17 protein-coding genes are annotated in these 19630 nt (G+C 70.4%); 8 read left to right on the top strand and 9 right to left on the bottom strand.

The features are described from left to right. Nucleotides 1–126: 126 nt before the first annotated feature. The gene (locus tag AB0J72_RS26000; RefSeq protein WP_363402910.1) at nt 127–1518 is read left to right on the top strand and encodes an extracellular solute-binding protein; all 1392 of its coding nucleotides are present in this window, start codon (nt 127–129) and stop codon (nt 1516–1518) included. Next, on the top strand, nt 1515–3512 hold the full coding sequence (locus AB0J72_RS26005; RefSeq protein WP_363402912.1) for an ABC transporter permease subunit: 1998 nt from the start codon (nt 1515–1517) through the stop codon (nt 3510–3512). The genes AB0J72_RS26000 and AB0J72_RS26005 overlap by 4 nt, the downstream gene beginning before the upstream one ends. Nucleotides 3513–4607: 1095 nt before the next feature. Here the strand turns inward: AB0J72_RS26005 and AB0J72_RS26010 are convergent. Together AB0J72_RS26010 and AB0J72_RS26015 are read right to left on the bottom strand one after the other, a co-directional pair. Then, nucleotides 4608–5381 (bottom strand): maleylpyruvate isomerase family mycothiol-dependent enzyme, encoded by a 774-nt coding sequence (locus AB0J72_RS26010; protein ID WP_363402914.1) that lies wholly within the window; start codon nt 5379–5381, stop codon nt 4608–4610. Further along, nucleotides 5378–5989: a TetR/AcrR family transcriptional regulator gene (locus tag AB0J72_RS26015; RefSeq protein ID WP_363402916.1), complete on the bottom strand. Its 612-nt coding sequence runs from the start codon at nt 5987–5989 to the stop codon at nt 5378–5380. Before AB0J72_RS26015 ends, AB0J72_RS26010 begins: the two co-directional genes overlap by 4 nt. Before the next feature lie 215 nt (nt 5990–6204). On the opposite strand from AB0J72_RS26015, the gene AB0J72_RS26020 reads away from it, so the two are divergent. Then, complete coding sequence (locus tag AB0J72_RS26020) at nt 6205–6855, top strand: hypothetical protein (RefSeq protein ID WP_363402918.1); 651 nt, start codon at nt 6205–6207, stop codon at nt 6853–6855. Between the two features lie 4 nt (nt 6856–6859). Here AB0J72_RS26020 and AB0J72_RS26025 read toward each other — a convergent pair whose 3' ends face one another. Next, on the bottom strand, nt 6860–8317 hold the full coding sequence (locus AB0J72_RS26025; protein ID WP_363402920.1) for a transposase: 1458 nt from the start codon (nt 8315–8317) through the stop codon (nt 6860–6862). A 523-nt stretch (nt 8318–8840) separates the two neighbouring features. Here AB0J72_RS26025 and AB0J72_RS26030 point away from each other — a divergent pair. Next, entirely contained in the window at nt 8841–9128 is a 288-nt protein-coding gene (locus tag AB0J72_RS26030; protein ID WP_363402922.1) for a hypothetical protein, read from the top strand. 110 nt (nt 9129–9238) lie between these two features. Here AB0J72_RS26030 and AB0J72_RS26035 read toward each other — a convergent pair whose 3' ends face one another. After that, a complete protein-coding gene (locus AB0J72_RS26035) occupies nt 9239–10090 on the bottom strand; it encodes a universal stress protein (RefSeq protein ID WP_363402924.1) in 852 nt (283 codons plus the stop codon). 277 nt (nt 10091–10367) lie between these two features. Next, entirely contained in the window at nt 10368–11210 is an 843-nt protein-coding gene (locus AB0J72_RS26040) for a nitroreductase family protein (RefSeq protein WP_363402926.1), read from the bottom strand. 172 nt (nt 11211–11382) lie between these two features. On the opposite strand from AB0J72_RS26040, the gene AB0J72_RS26045 reads away from it, so the two are divergent. Further along, a complete protein-coding gene (locus AB0J72_RS26045; protein WP_363402928.1) occupies nt 11383–12588 on the top strand; it encodes an RNA-guided endonuclease TnpB family protein in 1206 nt (401 codons plus the stop codon). A gap of 274 nt (nt 12589–12862) precedes the next feature. On the opposite strand, the gene AB0J72_RS26050 is transcribed toward AB0J72_RS26045, so the two are convergent. The 4 genes from AB0J72_RS26050 to AB0J72_RS26065 all read right to left on the bottom strand — a co-directional run bounded on the left by AB0J72_RS26050 (nt 12863) and on the right by AB0J72_RS26065 (nt 14791). Then, a complete protein-coding gene (locus AB0J72_RS26050) occupies nt 12863–13243 on the bottom strand; it encodes a nitroreductase/quinone reductase family protein (RefSeq protein WP_363402930.1) in 381 nt (126 codons plus the stop codon). Next, nucleotides 13240–13998 carry an SDR family oxidoreductase gene (locus AB0J72_RS26055; protein ID WP_363402932.1) on the bottom strand — a complete coding sequence of 253 codons (759 nt, stop codon included), beginning with the start codon at nt 13996–13998 and terminating at the stop codon, nt 13240–13242. Before AB0J72_RS26055 ends, AB0J72_RS26050 begins: the two co-directional genes overlap by 4 nt. A 117-nt stretch (nt 13999–14115) precedes the next feature. Further along, the gene (locus tag AB0J72_RS26060) at nt 14116–14262 is read right to left on the bottom strand and encodes an NAD(P)(+) transhydrogenase (Re/Si-specific) subunit beta (RefSeq protein ID WP_363402934.1); all 147 of its coding nucleotides are present in this window, start codon (nt 14260–14262) and stop codon (nt 14116–14118) included. 100 nt (nt 14263–14362) lie between these two features. After that, nucleotides 14363–14791: an Hsp20/alpha crystallin family protein gene (locus AB0J72_RS26065; RefSeq protein ID WP_363402936.1), complete on the bottom strand. Its 429-nt coding sequence runs from the start codon at nt 14789–14791 to the stop codon at nt 14363–14365. On the opposite strand from AB0J72_RS26065, the gene AB0J72_RS26070 reads away from it, so the two are divergent. The 3 genes from AB0J72_RS26070 (at nt 14790) to AB0J72_RS26080 (ending at nt 19104) form a co-directional block, all read left to right on the top strand. After that, nucleotides 14790–15038 carry a DUF1918 domain-containing protein gene (locus tag AB0J72_RS26070; RefSeq protein ID WP_363402938.1) on the top strand — a complete coding sequence of 83 codons (249 nt, stop codon included), beginning with the start codon at nt 14790–14792 and terminating at the stop codon, nt 15036–15038. The two genes, AB0J72_RS26065 and AB0J72_RS26070, sit on opposite strands and share 2 nt — an antisense overlap. After that, the gene (locus AB0J72_RS26075) at nt 15035–17566 is read left to right on the top strand and encodes a PAS domain S-box protein (protein WP_363402940.1); all 2532 of its coding nucleotides are present in this window, start codon (nt 15035–15037) and stop codon (nt 17564–17566) included. Before AB0J72_RS26070 ends, AB0J72_RS26075 begins: the two co-directional genes overlap by 4 nt. 674 nt (nt 17567–18240) lie before the next feature. Next, nucleotides 18241–19104: an MEDS domain-containing protein gene (locus tag AB0J72_RS26080; RefSeq protein ID WP_363402942.1), complete on the top strand. Its 864-nt coding sequence runs from the start codon at nt 18241–18243 to the stop codon at nt 19102–19104. The last annotated feature ends 526 nt before the right edge of the window (nt 19105–19630 follow it).

Genomic DNA, 19630 nt, shown 5'->3' on the forward strand with positions numbered 1-19630 from the left:
GACTGACGATCCTCGCCGTCCTGCCCACCACCCGTGGATGTAGCTCTGCAAAGCGGTCAGGCGAGACGAAGGAGGCAAACGGTCATGGAGGACAACCCGTTGTGGTCCCGGCGTGGCGTTCTGGGAATGGGCTTGGGAGTGCTCGGCGCGGCCGGTCTGGCCGCGTGCGGGGACAGCCCCTCGAAGTCGGCCCCCAAGGTGCAGCCGGAGGTTCCGCAGGAGCTCGTCGACGCGGCGGGGCCGCTGAAGGGCTCCTCGATGGGCGTGCTGTCGCAGAAGCTGTACTCCACGGCGGCGAACGCGGCCCTCGACAGCTCGATCAAGACCTTCGCCGACACGACCGGGACGACGATCGAGAACAGCCTCGTCCAGGCGGACGCCGGTGACGTGGTGGCGAAGATCGACGCCGAGGTGAAGGGCGGCGTGGCCCGCGACCTGGCGTTCATGACGGACTCGCGGTTCGTCGCCCAGTTCCACGCGCTCGGCGACCTGGAGGACGTGAGCGACGTCGTCAATGCCCTGACGGCCAAGTACGGCGAGCCGACGGCGGAGTCGAAGAACTTCTGCGTCTTCGACGGCAAGTGGTACGCCATCCCGTACCACTTCATCGGGATCGGCTCGTTCCTGCGCAAGGACTGGATGCAGGAGAAGGGCATCGCCCCCAAGGAGGTCTACACCTGGGAGGAGCTGCGCGACCTGTGCCTGGCGATCTCAGATCCGGGCAAGCGCCGCTACGGCTGGGGCATGACCGTGAACCGGTCCGGTGACGCCAACGGCATGATCGAGGCACTGATCAACGCCTACGGCGGCTCGATCGTGGACAACGACGGCCGGAAGGTCATCTTCGACTCTCCGGAGACCGTGCAGGCGGTGACCTTCCTCGGCGACATCTACACCAACCCCAAGTACGCACCCATGCTCCCGCCGGGCGTGGCGTCCTGGACCGACTCCAGCAACAACGAGAACTGGCTGGCCGGCATCCTCGGCTACACCCGCAACCAGTTCAGCGTGTACGCCGACTCCAAAACCAAGAAGAACGCCGTCTACGACAAGACCCACGTGTTCGCCGACTGCATCGGTCCGGCGACCGACACCCCCCTGCTGCTCGGCCAGTCCCAGGGGTTCGTCGTGTTCAAGGGCGCCAAGAACGCCGCGCTCGCCAAGCTGCTTGCCCAGTACCTCGTCAGCGCCAAGGCGCTGCTCGGGGTGGCGAAGGAGGCGCCCGGCCTTGCCCTGCCCGCCTGGGAGAAGGTCTGGGACGCCGACCCGTTCTTCACCAGCGGTGACCCCGCGTTCCCCGTCCTGCGCAAGATCACCCAGCTGTCGCTGCCGCTGAAGACGAAGACCGGCCTGGCCTTCCCGCAGAAGGCCAACGCGGGTCAGCAGGCCGCAGTCGGGGCCTACGTCCTCACCGACATGATGCAGCAGGTCGTGCAGGGCACGGCTCCCGCCAAGGCCGTCACGGCCGCCCACACGAAGATGGTGCAGATCTTCAACCAGCAGGGGCTGCCACAGTGAGCTCGGTCCGCACCGCGCCGGCCCCGGCGGCGACGGCGCCGCCACCGGGGCGCGGCTCGCTCACCCCGGTCCAGCGCCGGCTGGGCCGCGACTGGCGGCTGGCCGCGCTGTTCCTGGCGCCCATGGCCGTGCTGGTCGGCGGGCTCGTGCTCGTGCCGATCGCCCGATCGGTCGTCACCAGCACGACGGAACGGCACGGGCAGGACAGCGTGTTCGTCGGCCTGGACAACTACCTCGCCCTCACCGGCGACGAGCAGTTCCACACCGGCGTGGTGAACTCGTTCGTGTTCACCGCGTACGCCGAGGTGTTCAAGGTGGTGCTGGGGCTGTCCGCGGCGCTGCTGCTGCATCATCGCCGTCGCGGGCGGGCCGTGCTGGCCGGGCTGCTCCTGCTGCCGTGGGTGGTGCCGACGGTCGTGACCGCGTTCAGCTGGCGCGCGCTGCTCGACCCGATCTTCGGCAGCGTCAACACCCTGCTCACCGAATCAGGGATCGGGCCGCTGCTGGCCAGCGCGCACCTGGTGGACACCTGGCCCGCGGGCTGGCTGTCCGACGCGTCGCTGGCCATGCCGTCGGTGATCCTCGTCAACGTGTGGAAGGGGGTGCCGTTCTTCACCGTCACGTTCCTCGCAGGGCTGAAGGCCATCCCGGCGGACCTGTACGAGGCGGCGACCATCGACGGCGCCTCCTCGTTGCGGCGGTTCACCCACGTGACCCTGCCCGGACTGCGGCACGTGATCACCGTGACGGTGACCCTGTCGTCGATCTGGACGTTCAACAACTTCGACCTCATCTGGTTGCTGACCCAGGGCGGCCCGGGCAACGCGACCGCGCCGTACGTGCTCGTCGCGTACTCGAAGGCGATCCTGCAACTCCAGTTCGGTGCGGGGGCGGCGGTCACCCTCGTGATGCTGCCGGTCATCGGCGGCCTGGTGTTCGTCCTGGTCCGGTTGATGCGCCGCGACGACGCCGACGCGCCCTCCCGGCCGCCCGGGCCGGTGCGCAGGGCCATGCCGTGGGCCGTGGCCGTGATGGTCACCGGCATGCTGGCCTGGGCGTCGCCGCACATCTTCTGGAAGGCGGCACTGATCCTCGCGGTGATCCTGCTGGTCGCGGCCGCGGTCGGCCGGATGGCCTCGGGCCTGCACAGCTGGGGCCATCGCCGGGCGTCGTCGGCGGTGTCGGGGCTGGGGTCAGGTGCCGCGCTGGCCCTGCTGCTGCTCTTCGTGCTGGGCCCGCTGTACTGGATCGTCGTCACGGCCTTCAAGGCCGAGGACCAGATCGTCCTGCACTACAGCGACCTGTGGCCGACGCCATGGACCATGCAGCAGTTCGGCGACCTGTTCACGAACCAGCCGTTCGGCCGCTGGTACCTCAACACCGTGCTCGTGTCCCTGGCGTCCACCGTGGCGGCGCTCGTCTGCGCCGCCCTGGCCGGCTACGCACTGGCCCGGCTGCGGTTCCGCGGGGCGCAGAGCTTCACCGTCACGGTGCTGCTCACCTACGTGATGCCGGGAGCACTGCTGTTCATCCCGCTCTACCAGCTGCTCATCGGCGTGCGGCTCAACGACTCGTTGTGGTCGCTGGTGGTGACGTACCCGACCTTCACGCTTCCGTTCGCCACCTGGCTGCTGACGGGATACTTCTCCTCGATCCCCATCGAGCTCGAGGAGGCCGCGCTGGTCGACGGCTGCAACCGTCTCCAGGCGTTCGGCCGGGTGATGCTACCCCTCGCCAAGCCGGGCCTACTGGCAGTCGGACTGTTCACCCTCACCAATGCCTGGAACGAGTTCCTCTTCGCCTTCGTGTTCCTCACGAAGGACGAGTACAAGACGCTCCCCGTGGGAATGCAGGCGATGATCACCGGGGACGTCGTCCCGCAGGGGCAGCTCGCCGCGGCGTCGCTGCTCGTCAGCATCCCCGTCGTGCTGATGTACGCCTTCGGACAACGCTTCCTGACCGAAGGACTCACCGCGGGCGCAGTGAAGGGCTGACCTCGAACCTCGTCACTGAGTACGGCCCCGACTCGATCCACGTCAGCACCCTGGATCGGCGGATCGCCGGCCCGGCTGCCGCCGGTGGAACATGCCACGACCCGCAACCGCGAGGGCCTTCCGGATCGAACAGAGGTGTTCGAATGCGGTAAGCGGGTGGTGTGGCCGGCCAGGTCACCGGCGGCCGCTGCGGAGATGCCGAGCACCAGCGCGGCCAGCGCGTGCCCGCTGTGGTCGGAGGGCGGCAGTGCCCGTCCGGCCCGGGTGGCGAGCCGCGCCGCGTCGTCGAAGTCGCCCAGGGCCTGTGCGCAGCGGGCGGCCCGCAGCAGCGCCCGGACCGACCCGGCGTCACCGGCGTCGGCCAGCGTCGTGAGCGTGCCGCGCGCCTCGGTGAAGCGACCGCGGATCTCCGAGTAGCGGTACCAGGCGTCGACCGTCGCCGCGTCGACGACGTCCGGGGCGTGGCGTTGCGCCCACCACAGCGCGACCCGGAGGTTGTCCACATCGGCGTCCAGGCGGCCGTAGCCGACGCCGTCGCGGCGGCCGGCCGCCGCGCGCAGCCGGCCCAGGTAGTGCTCGGTCGCGGCCCGCCGGGTCGCCGCCTCGTCGCGGCCGGCGGCGAGCAGCTCGCCGGCCATCTCCTGCATGGTGTCGGGCAGCACGTACCGAGAGGCGTCCTGCTCGTTGCGGACCCGCAGCAGGTGCGCGTCACGGCGAGCGTCGCGCAGTCCACCGCGTACACGTCGAGGCCGTCGCGCCGGCGCAGGCAGGCGACCAACTCGGCGGCCAGCCGGGACTTGCCCACGCCACCGGGGCCCGTGACGGTCACGATCCGGTGGCGGCCGCCCAGCACCAGGTCGGTCAGCCCGCGCAGGTCCTCGTGGCGCCCCGCCATCGCGTCCGGTGCCGGCGGTGCCATGGCGGCCGGCGCCGCGCCAGGGCGGAACGCGGCGGCGGCGAACGCGGCGCGTTCGGGGCCGGTGAGGGCCGGGCAACATCGCGCAGCACGAGCGGGCGCAGCTGTCGACAGCGGCCGCTGCCGCCGGCCGGCCCGCACGGCTGTCGCCGCACGTCCGGGGCGTGGCCGGACGCAGGTCAGAACGGCACGGCCGTGGTGAGCAGGCCGGTTCCCGTGCCGCGGCCGGAGACGATGCGGCAGAAGTCCAGTGCGTCGAGGACGATCGGGTCGCCGCCGGTGTTCCAGTCACCGCCGGCGGGACCGGTCAGGGTCAGGCGGCAGGGCTGCTTGTGGCGTTGCGCCCAGTCCCGCACGACGTCGGCGACGAGGCGGCCGTCGTGTTCGGCGTCGGGTTGCGGGTCGAGGCCGGTGGCGGCGCAGATGTCGAGCCGGTGCATGAACGGGTCGCGGGTCAGGATCACGTCCACCAGGTACGCGAACGTCCACCGCTCCAGTTGACCGCCGACCAGCTGCGCCTCGGGCATGCTGCGGCCGCGGAGGAACCCGGGGATGCGGGCCCGGCCGCGGACCGCTTTCGGCGCCAGGTCCCGCCAGCGCTGGAGCAGTTCGGCGGTGCTGAGGCCGGCGTTGCGCTGGACCTGCAGTGCGGTCAGGTGGTCGATCGAGACGGGCGCCTTGTCCTTGCGTGACTGGCGCATGGACGTGGCCATCTGCCCGAGCAGCTGCGGCAGGGTGCTCATCATCTGCACCATGCCGAGCATGTGCCCGGCGGTGTCGCGCACGTCCCAGCCGGTGTTCATGGTCGGCGCCGACCAGTGCCGCGGTTCGAGGCGCGCCATGAGGTCGGCGCACCGCGTGTACTCGGTGGCGGCGAGGCGCGTCGCCGTGTCCCGATCGAGGCCGGGCCGGTGGGGCGGGGCGTCGCTCCTGGGTAGCGCCGGCGTCGTCATGGCCTGCTTCTTTCGTCGGTGATGCCGACGTTGTCGGCGAACATGTCGATGGCCCGGTCCAGCAGCATTGACCAGCGCGTGCCGTCGGGGTCGTTGGCGAGCTGGGCATCGACCATGCCGGAGACGATGGCGACGTAGAGGTCGATGTCGTCCTGGCCGTGCACGCCGTGGCGGGCCATCCGGGCGACGAAGCCCTGCATGACCGCGACGGACGGCGCGTAGGCCTGCGGGCTCGGGGTGAAGTCGGGCAGTGTACGGAGGTTCATCAGCTGGTGCCGGGCCGGGAACGCGACCGCGAAGTCGAAGAACACGCGGGCGTAGTACCGCATGGCGGCCCGGCTGGTGGCCGGTTCGCCGGCCTCGGCCGCCGTTGTGTGCTCCAGGAACTGCGTCCAAGCGTCGCCGAACATCGCGTCGTAGATGGCGTTCTTGGAGTCGAAGTGGGTGTACAGCGACGGTGGTCGCATCCCCACCGCGTCGGCGACGTCCCGCAACGTCACCTGCGCCAGCCCTTTGTCCCGCGCGACCTGCCAGGCGGCGTCGACGATCTCACGCCGGGTCTCCGAACGGCGTTCGGTCTTCCTATCGCGATTCGGTTTGCCTAACATAGTTAGGAGTGTCGGTCGTTCGGCGGGTCGTGTCAAGACAACTCCGCAGGTGCGTAGGGGTGAACCGTGGTCGACGGTGCCGCCAGAGGTCCCGCGGTACCAAAGGCCGTAGGTCCCGTCGAAGCGGGTGGTTGTGCTCTGTGGCCGGGTCGGAGCCGCGCCCGAAACTGTTGCCATCACATCGACGCAGTTACCAAGGCCCCGGAGGGCACGCCATGAAGCGCAAGACGCTCGACATCCTCGTCGGTCTCGGCCTCGTCGTCCTGGCAGGGCTGTTGCTGGTGGCCGGTCTGGTGCTGACCAGCAACGCGAACTTCGCCAACGACTACGTCAAGGACCAGCTCGGCCAGCAACAGATCTCCTTCAAGCCGGCGGCGACCCTGACGGCGGAGGAGAAGGAGTCGGCCTGCCTGGTCAAGTACGCCGGTCAGCAGCTGACCACCGGCAAGCAGGCGGAGTGCTACGCCAACGAGTTCATCGGCCTGCACCTCAAGTCGATCGCGGGCGGCAAGACCTACGCCCAGATGGGTGACGTCCAGACCGATCTGAAGGCGAAGATCGCCGCGCTGCCGAAGGACGACCCGGCCGTCGCCGATCTGCAGAAGCAGTTGACCGACGCCAACACGGCCCGCGAGACCGTGTTCAAGGGCGAGACCCTGCGCGGCCTGCTGCTCACCTCGTACGGCTTCAGCGAGTTCGGTGCCAAGGCCGGCCAGGCCGCGCTCGTCGCGTACTTCGCCGCCGGCCTGCTGCTCCTGCTCGGCGCCGCCGGTCTCGTCCACGCCGCCGCGACCCCCGGGACCAAGGGCTTCGCGGTCCCCGACCAGACCGTGAAGACCGGCGATGAAGGGCTCGTCAACGCCTGATTCCCTATCGGGGATCGGGTGTCAAGGCCCGGCTTGACCGGGCTGGTTTTCGGTCGGAGGATCGTTGGTGGGGAAGGTTGCCTCGTTTGTCCGCGCCTTGTGCGTGTGACCTGTCATGCCCTGTGTGGGCTTGCTGAGGGGCCTTCCCCGCCTTGGTCTTGCTGCTGCGGCGTCGGCGACGGACGTCCTCGGTCACGGTCCATTGCTCCGCGATGATGGTTTTCGCCTGGTCGGGAGTGACTGGTCGGCCGTCGGTGTCGCAGATGACGTAGGGCATGCCGCGGTGCATGACGGTCCAGAGTCGTTCGGCGAGCCGGCCGGCGACGACGCAGAGGGCCTTGAGGTGTTCGGCGCCGCGTTCGACCATCTGCTGGTGGTAGACCCTGGCCAGTTGAGGGTCTTGTTTGCGGGCCCAGTCCGCGGCGCGGATCAGGGTGGAGCGGGCCAGCCGGGACCCCGCCTTGGACATGGGCTGGCCTTTGCGGTCGGTGTTGCCGGTCTCCGACGCGCGGGGAGTCAGGCCGAGGTAGGACTTGAAATGCGCCGCGGACGGGAACCGGCCGGGGCGGCCGACGACCGCGGTCACCGCCGGGCCGCCGACCAGGGCCAGCCCGGGAAGGGTCCGGGCCAGCTGCGCGGGGTCGGCCCACCGGTAGCACGTCTCGCGTTCCGCGGCGTGCGCGGCGAGCTCGGCGCCGACTGCGCGTAGCAGCCGCACCTCGGTGGCGATCTCGGCAGCGAGGTCGGTGAACGCCACCGCCGGGTGGTCGCCGTAGAGGTCGACCTCGGCCTGCGCAGCGGTCAGCCACTGCTCGGCCCGGGCTGTGCCCTGGTGGTTGTTGGACGCCTTCACGATCACCGCGGTCACCCGGGCCCGGCCGGCTTTCAGCAGCAGCCGTGGGTCGGCGTAGCGTTCCAGCACGGCGAGGTCGGCCTGGCCCAGGTCACCGGTGAGCGGGGTGCACGGCATGACCTGCCGGACCAGGTCCTTGATCCGCACCTTGTGCTCCGCGGCGGCCATCGTCAACCGGTCACACGCCCTCACCCGACGGTCCAACGCCGCCGCCTCAGCACCGGGCAGTTCCAGCTCCCGCAACCCGCCAGGGTCGATCAGCGGCAACCGCGCGAGGGTGTCCGCATCGATGCCGTTGGACTTCGCATGCCGCGACAGGAACCTGCGCAGGTCCGCCGCCTTCGCCGACGACACCCGGAACACCGCATGACCGCGGCCGGTGAAGAACACCGCGATCGGCAACCACGCCGGACCGGTCGGCTCGAACACCACCTCCAACCGTGTCCCGGCCGCCGCACCGGCGAGGGCCGCGGACTCGATCGCGGTCAGGCTCTCCACCGTCGGTTCGCACCGCCGCCGGCACACCTCCCGCCCACCCTCATCCAGCACCCGCACGGTATGCGCCGAAGCGATCCCCAGATCGACCCCGACCAGCCGTCGCTGCACCACCACGCGCTCCCTCCGTCAGCCCCAACAAGCTCCGGCGGCCCACGCACAGACGACACGTCTCACGGCCACGGCCCCAAGGAGGCAGAGCGTCCTGACGACGGCTCCCACTCATGTGCTGCAAACGGACCCGACCTCACCGAGCCGGTCCACTTCCCTCATCCGGGGCATCCGTGGCCAGGCCAGCAGCAGCAATCAGTCGTACGAGGCTCACCCTCAGACGCACATTCGACGCCGCCCACCGGACCAACCGGGATGCTCATGCAACCCTGGAACCCCGGACCGATCAAGTACCGGAGCTCCTTACATGACGCAAGTCCCCCGAACCCGGGCCCGGGCCTCCCCGTGAGTGCCCGGGCCCGGGTTTGGGCCGGACGACCCGCCCGCGGAGGGCGGGTCGTCACATGGCGTGGTCGTGGCAACGGTGTGCCATGGAGAGCAATCAGCGTCGTGGATGAGAGGACATCATGCGTGAGTCGCTCGCGGCGTCCGCGCTCGGCGGGCGTCAGCCCGGAAGGACGCCAGGATGGCTGAAACCCCGCAGGGCGTGTCCGCGATCATGCCGCTATTCGTCCGGCACCTGGACGGCACGTGGAGCGCTCAGGTGGAGATCGGTTACCTGGTGATCGAGGACGGCGAGGCGGTCGTCGCGTCCCGCCTTCCCGCCGGTACCGCCATCATGGCAGTCGGTGTCCATCCCGCGGCGGCCGATGACACCCGCCACGAACTGGGGGAGTGGCTGGCCGAGCGCGGCTTCCGGCCGCACGGAGCGGGCCGACATCCCTGTCCCGCCCGCAGCGCAGGTCCCGCATGAGCAGCTCCGGCGGCTCCCGGGGGATCGCGCGCCGCGGGCGGCGCGTCCGCCCGGCCGGTCTCGATGCTGGTCGTGTGCGCTCCGTTCCGCGCCGGTCGGCGCTGCCCGGGTCAGGCGACGCCCGGCGCGTGGACGATCAGCACCGGGCACGCGGCGTGGTGCATCAGCTGCTGACCCACGGAGCCCAGGAGCAGACCGGCGAACCCGCCGTGCCCGCGGCTGCCGACCACGATCAGCTGGGCGGAGCCCGAGGCTTCCAGCAGTGCCTGGGCGGCCCGGCCGTCGACGAGCCGGGCCTGCAGCGCGACCGTGGGGTACTTCTCCGTCCACCCTGCCACCGACGCCTCCAGCAGCTGCCGCTCCGTCGTCTCGAGGAGGGCGTAGGGCAGGGCGGTGACGGCGGGCGGCACGTAGGCGCGGACGGCGACCACGCCGGTGCCGCGCAGCCGGGCAGCCTCGAACGCGACGCCGAGCGCAGCATCGGCGCTGGAGGAGCCGTCGACACCGACGACGACCGGGCCGGCGGCCGCGATGGTGCCGCGCACGACGACGACCGGTGTCCGCGCGTGCGTGGCCACCTGCTGACTGACCGATCCGAGCAGCAGGTGGGCGAGCCCGCCGCCGCCCCGGTTCCCGACGACGATCAGCCGGGCGCCGTCACCCAGCTCGATGAGCGTCGGTGCGGGCGCGGCCTGGACCGCCGTACCGACGACCTTGATGCAGGTGCCGCGCCGGCGGATGTGCTCGACGATCTCCGCGACGAGCGCGTCACCGCGCCGCTGCCCCTCGGCGATCATCGACTCGACCGGGCTGTCGCGGTCCACGCCGGGCCAGACGAGCAGGTAGGCGTAGACGATATGCAGCCGGGAACCGGTCCGTTCGGCCTCAGCCGCGGCCCAGTCGACGGCGTCACGAGCCTCGACCGATCCGTCGTATCCGACCACGATCCGCTGCGCGTCCATCGCAATCCTCCTTCGGCGATGCTCCGCACCCAGCGTCCGCCGCCCCCGCCAAGCCCCGGCAGGGCCGGGCGTTCCTTGCGGACGGGACTTCCGCCCTGTCGTGCGGCGGGTGTCAGTGCCTGGCGATGAGCGCCGGCACGTCCGCGTGCTCCGAGACGTGCTCGGTGATCGCGCTGAGCCGCAGATCGGCGAAGCCACCGGACGCCAGCTCCAGCGCCTGCAGCCCGCCGGCCGTCCCGTCAGCCCTCCGCCAGGACCAGACGGGCCAATGGTCCTGTCAAGCCGCTCCCGCCTCCGGCCGGCGCTGCCATGGCCTGGGCGGCAGGCACGCGGTGTACGGGCGCCGGGGACTGCCCGGCACGGTCTGGCCGTACCCGATGCGCAGGAGCATCTGCGGCCACCAGCGGCCGTCCACGCCGGTGAGCTGCCGGCGCAGGTCCGGCACCTCCAACGCCTGCGTCATCGGTTGCACGGCGACACCGCGCACGGTCGCGGTCAGCAGCACCCGCTGCAAGGCCTGGCCGGTGCGCAGCCACGCCGCCCGGTCGTCGCCGAGGCTGTACAGCACCAGCAGCTGTGGTTCGGTCTCGAACCGAGCCGTCGGCCGCGCGTCGGGCGGCACTCCGAGCCCGAAGTCGCGCACCGCGACGGCGGACATCGCCGGGCGGGGGCCGAACGCCTCCAGCGGCACACCGTCATGCCGGAAGCCGGTCGGTGCGGTCCAGGCGAGGATCTCCCGCCGGTACGCCGGATCGGCGCGCTGCCGGGCGTCGGCCGTCCAGGTCAGCCCGAGGACGGCGTTGCGTCGCGCCGGATCAAGCGCGGTGAGCGTCGTGCCGGCGCCCGCTGCCGCGCACAGTTCGTCGACGGTACCGGCGGGCACCAGCCCACCCCGGTAAGGCCGCCGGTTGGTGCGCCGGTACCGGATCGCCGCAGCCAGCAGCCGGACGTCCGGTGCGGGCATCCGGCGCGGACCGACCTCGACCCGGGCGACCCGCTCGTCGCCGCCCGGCAACGGGACCAGCACCGGCGAATGGCCTGCAGCGGCGAGTGCCAGCCGCAAGTTGTACACCGCCGCCCCGAGGCTCAGATGCATCGCCCGGCGCTGCGGGTCGATCACGTCCAGTCCTTTGTCATCGGATTCCTTCCGTGGATACTCCGGCCTTCAGGCCGGGGAGGAAACGGAACTCCTGCGGAGCAGGGCAGGGAAAGCCGATCCGCCGCCAAGGCGGATCGGCGTTTGCCCGTTTGTCACCGCAAGGTTCACCATCCAGGCGGTTATCGTGTGAGCCGTGTCCAGGGCTGTGAAGCGGGCGTTCAAGTACCGCTTCTACCCGACCCCCGGGCAGGCCGCCGACCTTGCCCGGACGTTCGGGTGTGTCCGACTGGTCTACAACCTGGCGTTGCAGGCCCGGACCGAGGCGTGGACACTGCGCCGGGAACGGGTCAGCTACACCGCCACCAGCGCGATGCTGACCGGCTGGAAGAAGACCGGGGAACTGGCGTTTCTCAACGAGGTCTCCTGCGTGCCGTTGCAGCAGGCGCTGCGCCACTTGCAGGTGGCGTTCACGAACTTCTGGGCGAAGCGTGCCAGGTATCCGACGTTCAAGTCCAGGAAGCGGTCGCGGCGCTCGGCGGAGTACACGACCAGCGCGTTCCGTTGGCGCGACGGCCGGCTCACCCTGGCCAAGATGACTGAGCCCCTGGACATCGTGTGGTCCCGGCCGCTGCCTGAGGGAGCTTCGCCGTCTACGGTGACCGTGTCGCAGGACAGCGCGGGCCGCTGGTTCGTGTCGCTGCTCTGTGACGATGTGATCCCCGACGTTGCGGCAACGGGCGCGGTCGGTGTCGACGCAGGGCTCAACAGCCTGCTCTGCCTGTCCACCGGAGAGAAGGTCACCAACCCCAAGCATGAACGCCGGGACCGGGCCGCGCTCGCCCGCGCCCAGAGGAATCTCGCCAGGAAGGAGAAGGATTCCGCGAACCGGGCGAAGGCCCGGCTGAAGGTCGCCCGCGTGCACGCCCGGATCACCGATCGGCGCAGGGATCACCTGCACAAGTTGAGCACTCGGCTCGTTCGTGAAAACCAAACGATCGTGATCGAGGACTTGACCGTCCGCAACATGGTCCGAAACCACCGCCTGGCTCGCGCCGTCTCCGACGCGGCCTGGCGGCAGTTCCGCACCATGCTCGAATACAAGTCCGACTGGCACGGCCGGACCCTGGTCGTCGTGGACCGCTGGTTCCCGTCGTCGAAACTGTGCTCGACCTGTGGTGCGCTCGCTGAGCGGATGCCGCTGCACGTCAGGTCGTGGACCTGCCGGTGCGGCACCGTCCACGACCGCGACGTCAACGCCGCCCGCAACATCCTCGCGGAGGGACTCTCCGTGATTGCCTGTGGAGGCGGTGTAAGACCTCAACGAGAGTCCTCTCGGACGGGGCAGTCGCCGGTGAAGCAGGAACCCCCTGGGGCGACCCAGGAAATCCCCGCCCTCTAGGGCGGGGAGGACTGTCAAGCGTCGCATCTGCCCCGGGTAGGGCCGGACGTCCCGCCGGGCCGGGAACCGGGCGATCCGCCCAGCCGCGACCTGCCGGCCGGCGCCGTGCGCCGGGCAGCGGCGTCGCCTGCCTCGACCTTGGCCAGCTGCGGCGACAGGGCAGCGAGGGCCGACTCCAGGCGCGGCACCGGTGGCGTTCGGCCGCCGGCACCCGCCGTCTCACCGCGGCCGGCTCGGTGTCGACCTCCCGCGGGCCGGAGGGCTCTGTGCGGGTTCAGCCGCCCGCCAGCTGGATCACGACGAGGCGGTGATCCGCGTCCTGCGGCGCGCGGTGGTGGCGCTTGTACGCTGCCAGCGCCTGGCTGTACCCGGGATCGCCGGGAGCGATGGCGACGGCGTGCGCGTCGTATGCGTGCCGGCCCAGGGTGACGGTCAAGCTGCGCCCGGCGCCGACGAAGTTGCGCCACCAGCGCTTCGCCGAGGCGTGCGCGGCGACGATGAGCAACCGTTGGCCGTCCCTGACGTACTCGACCGGCAGTGAACGCCGTGCGCCGCTGACGGCGCCGGTGTATTCGAGCGTGCAGACGTGGCCGCTGAGCAGGCCGTGCAGCGGCGAGTTCAGCAGCCGCAGCACGGCGTGGCCGCTGGCGCTCATGCCGTCCACCCGCCGTCGGCGCTGAGGACGGCACCGTTGACGTTGCTCGCCTCGGCGGAGCCCAGCCACGCGATCACTGCGGCGATCTCGTCCGGTTCCGCCGTGCGGGTGGCCGTCGCGAACGACTTCTCCAGCCGGTCGTAGGCCCATTGGGACCGGGCGAACGCGGTCTTGCTGATGCCGGTGCGCACGGCACCGGGGCAGACCGCGTTGGTGCGCACCCCGTCCGGGCCGTAGAGGAAGGCCAGTGACCGGGTCAGGCCGATCAGGCCGTGCTTTGCCGACGTGTACGCGGTGCCGGCGACGGCCCCGGTGAGGCCGCCGATCGACGACACGTTGACGACGGCGCCGCCGCCGGCGTCGCGCATGGCGGGGATGACGGCCCGGGACAGCCGCATCGGGCCGGTCAGGTTCACGGCGATGACCCGCTCCCACACGGCGTCGTCGAGGTCGGTGACGGGCAGGAAGTAGTCCATGATGCCGGCGACGTTCGCCAGGAGGTCCACCGGCGCGCCCTGCAGCGCGGCGGCCAGCCGGTCGACGTCGGCCTGCACGGTGACGTCCGCGGTGAGCAGTTCGGCCTGCAGCCCTTCGGCGGCGAGCAGCTTCCCGGTCGCATCGAGACCGGCCGGGTCGATGTCGCAGCCGACGACGTTCGCGCCTTCGTCCGCAAGTCGCAGCACGGTCGCCTGGCCGATGCCGGATCCGGCACCGGTGACCAGGGCGACCCGCCCGGTGTACCGCTGATGTGTCATGTCGATCCCTCCGGGAATCGGGCGCGGGGGGTTCCGCGCGGCTCCTGGGTTTAGCGTCGGCCTGGGGGACGGATGTGCGCTGGGTCGGACGTCCTGCCCGCCCGGGACGTCCGGCGGTCAGGCGACCAGGGTGCGGACCGCGGCGATGATGTCGGTGAGTCCCTGCTTCGCGTCGGCGAACAGCATGCCGGTCCGCGGGTCGGTGTAGAGCGGGTTGTCGATGCCGGCGTAGCCGTGGCCCATGGACCGCTTGATGACGACCACGCTGCGGGCGACTCCGCAACCTGCTGCTGTACCTGCGCGGCGGCCAGCCCGTAGCCCGTGGCGCGGATCCCGTCGGTAATCGGGACCCGCGCCGCTGCGCTCAGCCAGCCTTCTTGACCGGCTTGGGGGCGGCCTCGACGACGACCGGGACGTGCCGGCCGGCCGGGTGCGGCTCGCCGATCGCGACGGTGATCGCGAGGATACCGTCCTTGTAGACGGCCGCGAGCGTCTCTTCCTTGGCACCGAGCGGCAGCGCGATCGCGCGGTGGAACGTGCCGTACCGGAACTCGGAGTGGCCCTTGTCGCGCTGGGACTCGGTCCGGACGACGGCGAGCCGCAAGGTGCCGTCGGCGTAGGTGATGTCGAGGTCCTTCGCAGGGTCGATGCCCGGAAGCTCCGCCCGCAGCGTGTACCGGTCCTCCTGCAGGTCCTCCTCGATCCGGATCGCGGGCTCCGTGAACGGGAACCAGGACGGACCGGTGAGGTCGAACGGCATGAGCGGAGCGGCGCGCAGTCTGGTCGCCAGCATGGTGATCTCCTCCTCTTCCTTCTGTCCCAGCACAGCACTCCCACAGGCGCCGCGGGCAGGGCGTTGGTCCCGGCAGAGCCGGACCGAACGCCCCGAGCTTCGGTGCGGTGGCACCGCGGGCGGCGGCGGCCAGCGGATCGGTGCCATCACCGGCATCGGCCACGCCGATCACACACCGCCGTGCACGGTGCGCCGGCTCGACAACGGTCACGAGGCGCTGGTCTTCCCGGGCCCTGACGCGGGGTGAGCGCGCTGTGGTTCATGACGACCAACCAAGTCGGCGTTCTGTCCTCGGTCGGTAGTGCTGATCCGCCTTCGACGCTGGTTGCAGCATTTCAGCGTGGGTGTCCCGCGAAACGTGGTTGGATGATCATGGCGCGCTTGTCGGCGAGGTGGAGGCTTGCCATGGCGGTGGAGTGGTCGGCGCAGGCTGCTGGGTTGGTGGAGGCGTCCCCGGACGCGATCATCGGGGTCGACTCCGCCGGCGTGATCGTGCTGGTGAACGCCCAGGCCGAGCGGTTGTTCGGCTATGACCGGTGGGACTTGGTCGGCGCGTCGGTGGAGATGCTGGTGCCGGAGGCGGCGCGCAGTGTGCACCCGGCTCACCGGCGGAACTATCTCGCCGATCCACATCCGCGAGCGATGGGCGCCGGGATGGAGCTTGCCGGCCGGCGCCGGGACGGTGCCACGTTCCCCGCCGAGATCTCCCTGTCCATCCTGCAGGTCGAGGGCGAGTCGCTGGTCGTCGCGGCGGTGAGGGACGTGACGGCGTGGAAACGGGCATCCGAGGCCCAGGCGCAGCTGGCCGCGATCGTGCAGTCGTCCCATGACGCCATCGTCGGCAAGACCCTCGACGGTGTGGTCACCACGTGGAATCCCGGAGCAGAACGCCTCTACGGCTATTCCGCCCGCCAGATGATCGGCCGGCGGGTCGACGTGCTCTGCGCACCGGACCGGGCCGGGGAGGAAGACCTGCTGCTGGCTCGAATCGCCGGTGGTGAACAGGTCGAGCAGCATCTGACCGAGCGGGTCCGCAGTGACCGCCGGGTCATCACCGTGTCGCTGGAGATGTCGCCGATCCGCGACACCGCAGGCGCCATTGTCGGCGTCGCGTCGATCTCCCGCGACGCGTCGGAGCGGCAACGAGCGGAGGTGAAGTTCCGTGGGCTGCTGGAGGCCGCACCGGATGCGATCCTCGGCGTCGACAGCTCCGGCACGATCGTCCTGGCGAATGCGCAGGCGGAGCGGTTGTTCGGGTACGCCCGCAGTGAGCTGATCGGCCGGCCGGTCGAGATGCTTGTGCCGGAGGCCGCCCGGGGTGTCCATCCGCACCACCGCGATGGCTACTTCGCCGACCCGAAGGCCCGCCCGATGGGCGCCGGCATGCAGCTGGCTGGTCGGCGCAAGGACGGCACGGAGTTCCCTGCCGAGATCAGCCTTTCGGCCTTGGAGACCGAGGACGGTCTGCTGGTTTCGGCTGCAGTGCGGGACGTCAGCGAACGGCTGGAGGCGCGGGCCGAGCGGGAGAAGCTCAAGGCGCAGGCGGAACGGGAACGGCTGGAGCGGCAGCTGCACCAGGCACAACGGCTGGAGTCCCTGGGGCAGCTCGCCGGCGGTGTCGCGCACGACTTCAACAACCTGCTCGGCGTGATCCTCAACTATCTCGCCTTCGTCGAGGAGGTCCTGGAGACCGACGAACCGGACCGGGCGGCCCGGGACAGCGCCCGCGCGGACGTGACCCAGATCCGCCGGGCTGCGGAACGCGCCGCCGGACTGACCCATCAGCTGTTGGCCTTCGCCCGGCGCGAGGTCGCCCGGCCGCGGGTGATCGACCTCAACCACATCGTCGAGGACGTCCGGCAGCTCCTGCAGCGCACCCTCGGCGAGCACATCACACTGACGACCAGCCTGAGCCCGACGATCGGGCCGATTCTCGCCGACCCCGGCCACGTCGAGCAGATCCTGCTCAATCTCGCCGTCAACGCCCGCGACGCGATGCCCACCGGCGGCGTCCTGAGCATCGAGACCGACGACGTCATGCTGCCGTCCGGACACGACAGCAGTTGGGACGTCCCCGCCGGTGCCTACACCCTTGTCCGGGTCACCGACTCGGGCACCGGCATGACCCAGGCCGTCGTGGATCGCGCCTTCGAACCGTTCTTCACCACCAAACCGAAAGGCCAGGGCTCCGGCCTCGGCCTGGCCACCGTCTACGGCATCGTGGTGCAGGCAGCCGGCGCCATCGCCATCAATTCCGACCCGGGGAACGGCACCACGATCTCGGTCATGCTGCCGGTCACCGACCAGCTACCGGAACCCGCACCGGCCCCCGGCCCGATGTCCGTCCACCGCGGCGCCGGACAGACCGTGCTGCTCGTCGAGGACGAAGACGCGTTGCGTGAGGTTACCCGCCGTATCCTCACCCGCAACGGCTACAAGGTCATCACCGCCGCCAACGGCGCCGAGGCGCTTGCCCTGGTTGCCGAGGCGACGCAACTCGAGCTGCTCCTCACTGACGTGATCATGCCGGAGATGGTCGGCAAGGAGCTCGCCGAGCGGGTCCGCGCGCTGCGCCCAGACATCAGAGTGCTGTTCATGTCCGGATATGCCCAGCCGGTGCTGGCCTCGCAGGGCACACTGGACCCGTCGGTCACCCTGGTCGCAAAGCCGTTCACCGAAGCCGAGTTGCTCGCAGAGGTCGTCGCGGCGCTGGCGGTCGGACCGACCAGGAGCGGCGCCGGTCTCGCCAGGCGGGCACGGCCGAGGTCCGGGTGAGTGGTCGTCGAAGCGTTCGTAGGCGGCCAGGCCGGTATAGCGCGGCACGCCATCCGTTGCAGTCCAAGGTTCGACATGACCTCCACAGCGCGGCCGCCGCCTCGCCTGCCTGAGCCGCCGGCGTGTGTGTCGGCCGCTGAACCCGACCTCGCTAGCGGCCGGTTCCGGAGTGCCGACGACACCATCACGACGCGAACCCCAAGCCTGCGATATCGCAGTGCACGTCGGGTGGCCTCAGCGCCACGAGGCGGACAGGAAATCGGATCTGCCGGGCCGACTGCGACGCGCGACCGCCCCGGCAGCCCGTGCCAAAGGGTGTGCAGTGCCCTTCGTGCTGCCACCTGACGGCAACCGTTGTGCGGCAGCGCCGACTGCTTGGCGAGGGGGCAGTGGCTGTTCGCCGACTCGTGCGTCGCCGCAGCGGCTCGACCTTGCTGGTCCGAACTGGCGACCTTGCCCTGTCGTCACTTGTTGATGGGTTCTTCAGTTGTAGAGTTATGCAAGTTGACAGGTGTGAATCAGGCACCGGCATGGCACATGTCGGAATGGTCGGTTCGGCCGGTCAGCGTGTCCCGCTCCGCCGGCGGGCGTTCCACCGCCGTGAGGGGCGAGTCCGTTGGAAGTGGCCGTTCTGCGGATGGCGCGCGCGGCGTGGAGGACAGGGAGTGGTGTGGGTGTCGCGCGCTTCGGCCGCTGGCTTCGAGCTGGGCGATCATGTGTGCTGGTGCATTGACGACCCGGTGTCACGGCTCGACATGGCTGCGGCGTTCGTGGCGGCCGGCTTGGGCACGGGAGACAGGGTGGTGTGGTGCACCGCCGCCCCGCTGGCCGCGATCGCCGGGCTGCGCGAACTCGGCGTCGCGGTAGCGGCAGCCCTCGACGCTGGCCAATTGTCGCTGCCTTCACCTGCGGACTGGTACCTCGAGGACGGCCAGCTGATCGCGGAGGCGGTCGTGCGGAAGTTGGCGTCGGAGGTTGCCGACGCCCGCGCCGCCGGCTACTCGGGCCTGTGGGCGATCGCAGACATGTCCTGGGCACACCGGGCCGGAGTCAGCGCTGACGCGCTCGCCCGCTACGAGTTGCTGCTCAACCGCGCGGTCATCGGCGGTTTCGTGACCCTTGCCTGCCAGTACGACCGCAGACTGCTCCGCCACCGACAGCTGCGGCCGATCACCATGGCGCATCCGGGCACCATCTACCAGTGGCCACCATCGGACACGGAACGGTCGCTGCTGCGAATCCTTCGCGACGGTCCCGTGCTACGGCTGATCGGTGACAGCGATCTGTCCAACCGCCTCGCGCTGCACTTCTGCGTTGCAGAACTCCGCGACGACTGCGCCGTGTCGGGCGTGCCGATGATGATCGACGCGTCGGCGCTGCGGTTCGCCGACGGTGCCACCGCCAATCTGATGCTGCAGTCCGCGCGAACCGTGCCGGGCGGACTGATCGTGCACTGCTCGCGGCAACTGCGGTCCACGCTCGACCTTCTCGGCGGCGCTGCAGAGCCGTCGCTCTCCTACGGCGACCACATGAGGTGATCGCCGGGGCGGCATTCCTCGCCTCGACGGCACCCGCCCTTCGGGCGGCAGTTCAATACGCAGCGGTGTCCATCAGAAGTCGCTCAGCCGCGAGCGCCCGCCGCGGGGTGTCCAGCTCATCGACAACGAGCCAACTACCGGAGACCTCGCTGTTTGTTGATCACCGCCACACCGACGAGCAGCCAGCACCCCACAACGACTTACCGAACACTGGCTAGGCTTGTTTTAACCTTCGGGCTCTGGCCTGACGGTGTGCGGTGTCCTGAGTGGACATACGGACGGCCTTCGGTGATCATGTCGTCTCGCCAAAGAGATGAACATGACTTCCTAGGTTCTCACCCCGCACCTGCGCGCAGACGTGGACGAGCGTGGCCTGAGCGTACTTGGTGGAGTTCGTCAGCGCCTTCGCCACCACGTAGTAGGCCGCGACCTCGATCGGCTCCGGCTGCCGCCGTCGACCTGGGCGTCGCGCTCCACCGGGACGGCGGAGCGGCGGGCCAGCGTGCGCAGCGCGGGCCGAGAGTAG

Source organism: Dactylosporangium sp. NPDC049742 (assembly GCF_040674675.1).
GTDB classification, from domain to species: domain Bacteria; phylum Actinomycetota; class Actinomycetes; order Mycobacteriales; family Micromonosporaceae; genus Dactylosporangium; species Dactylosporangium maewongense.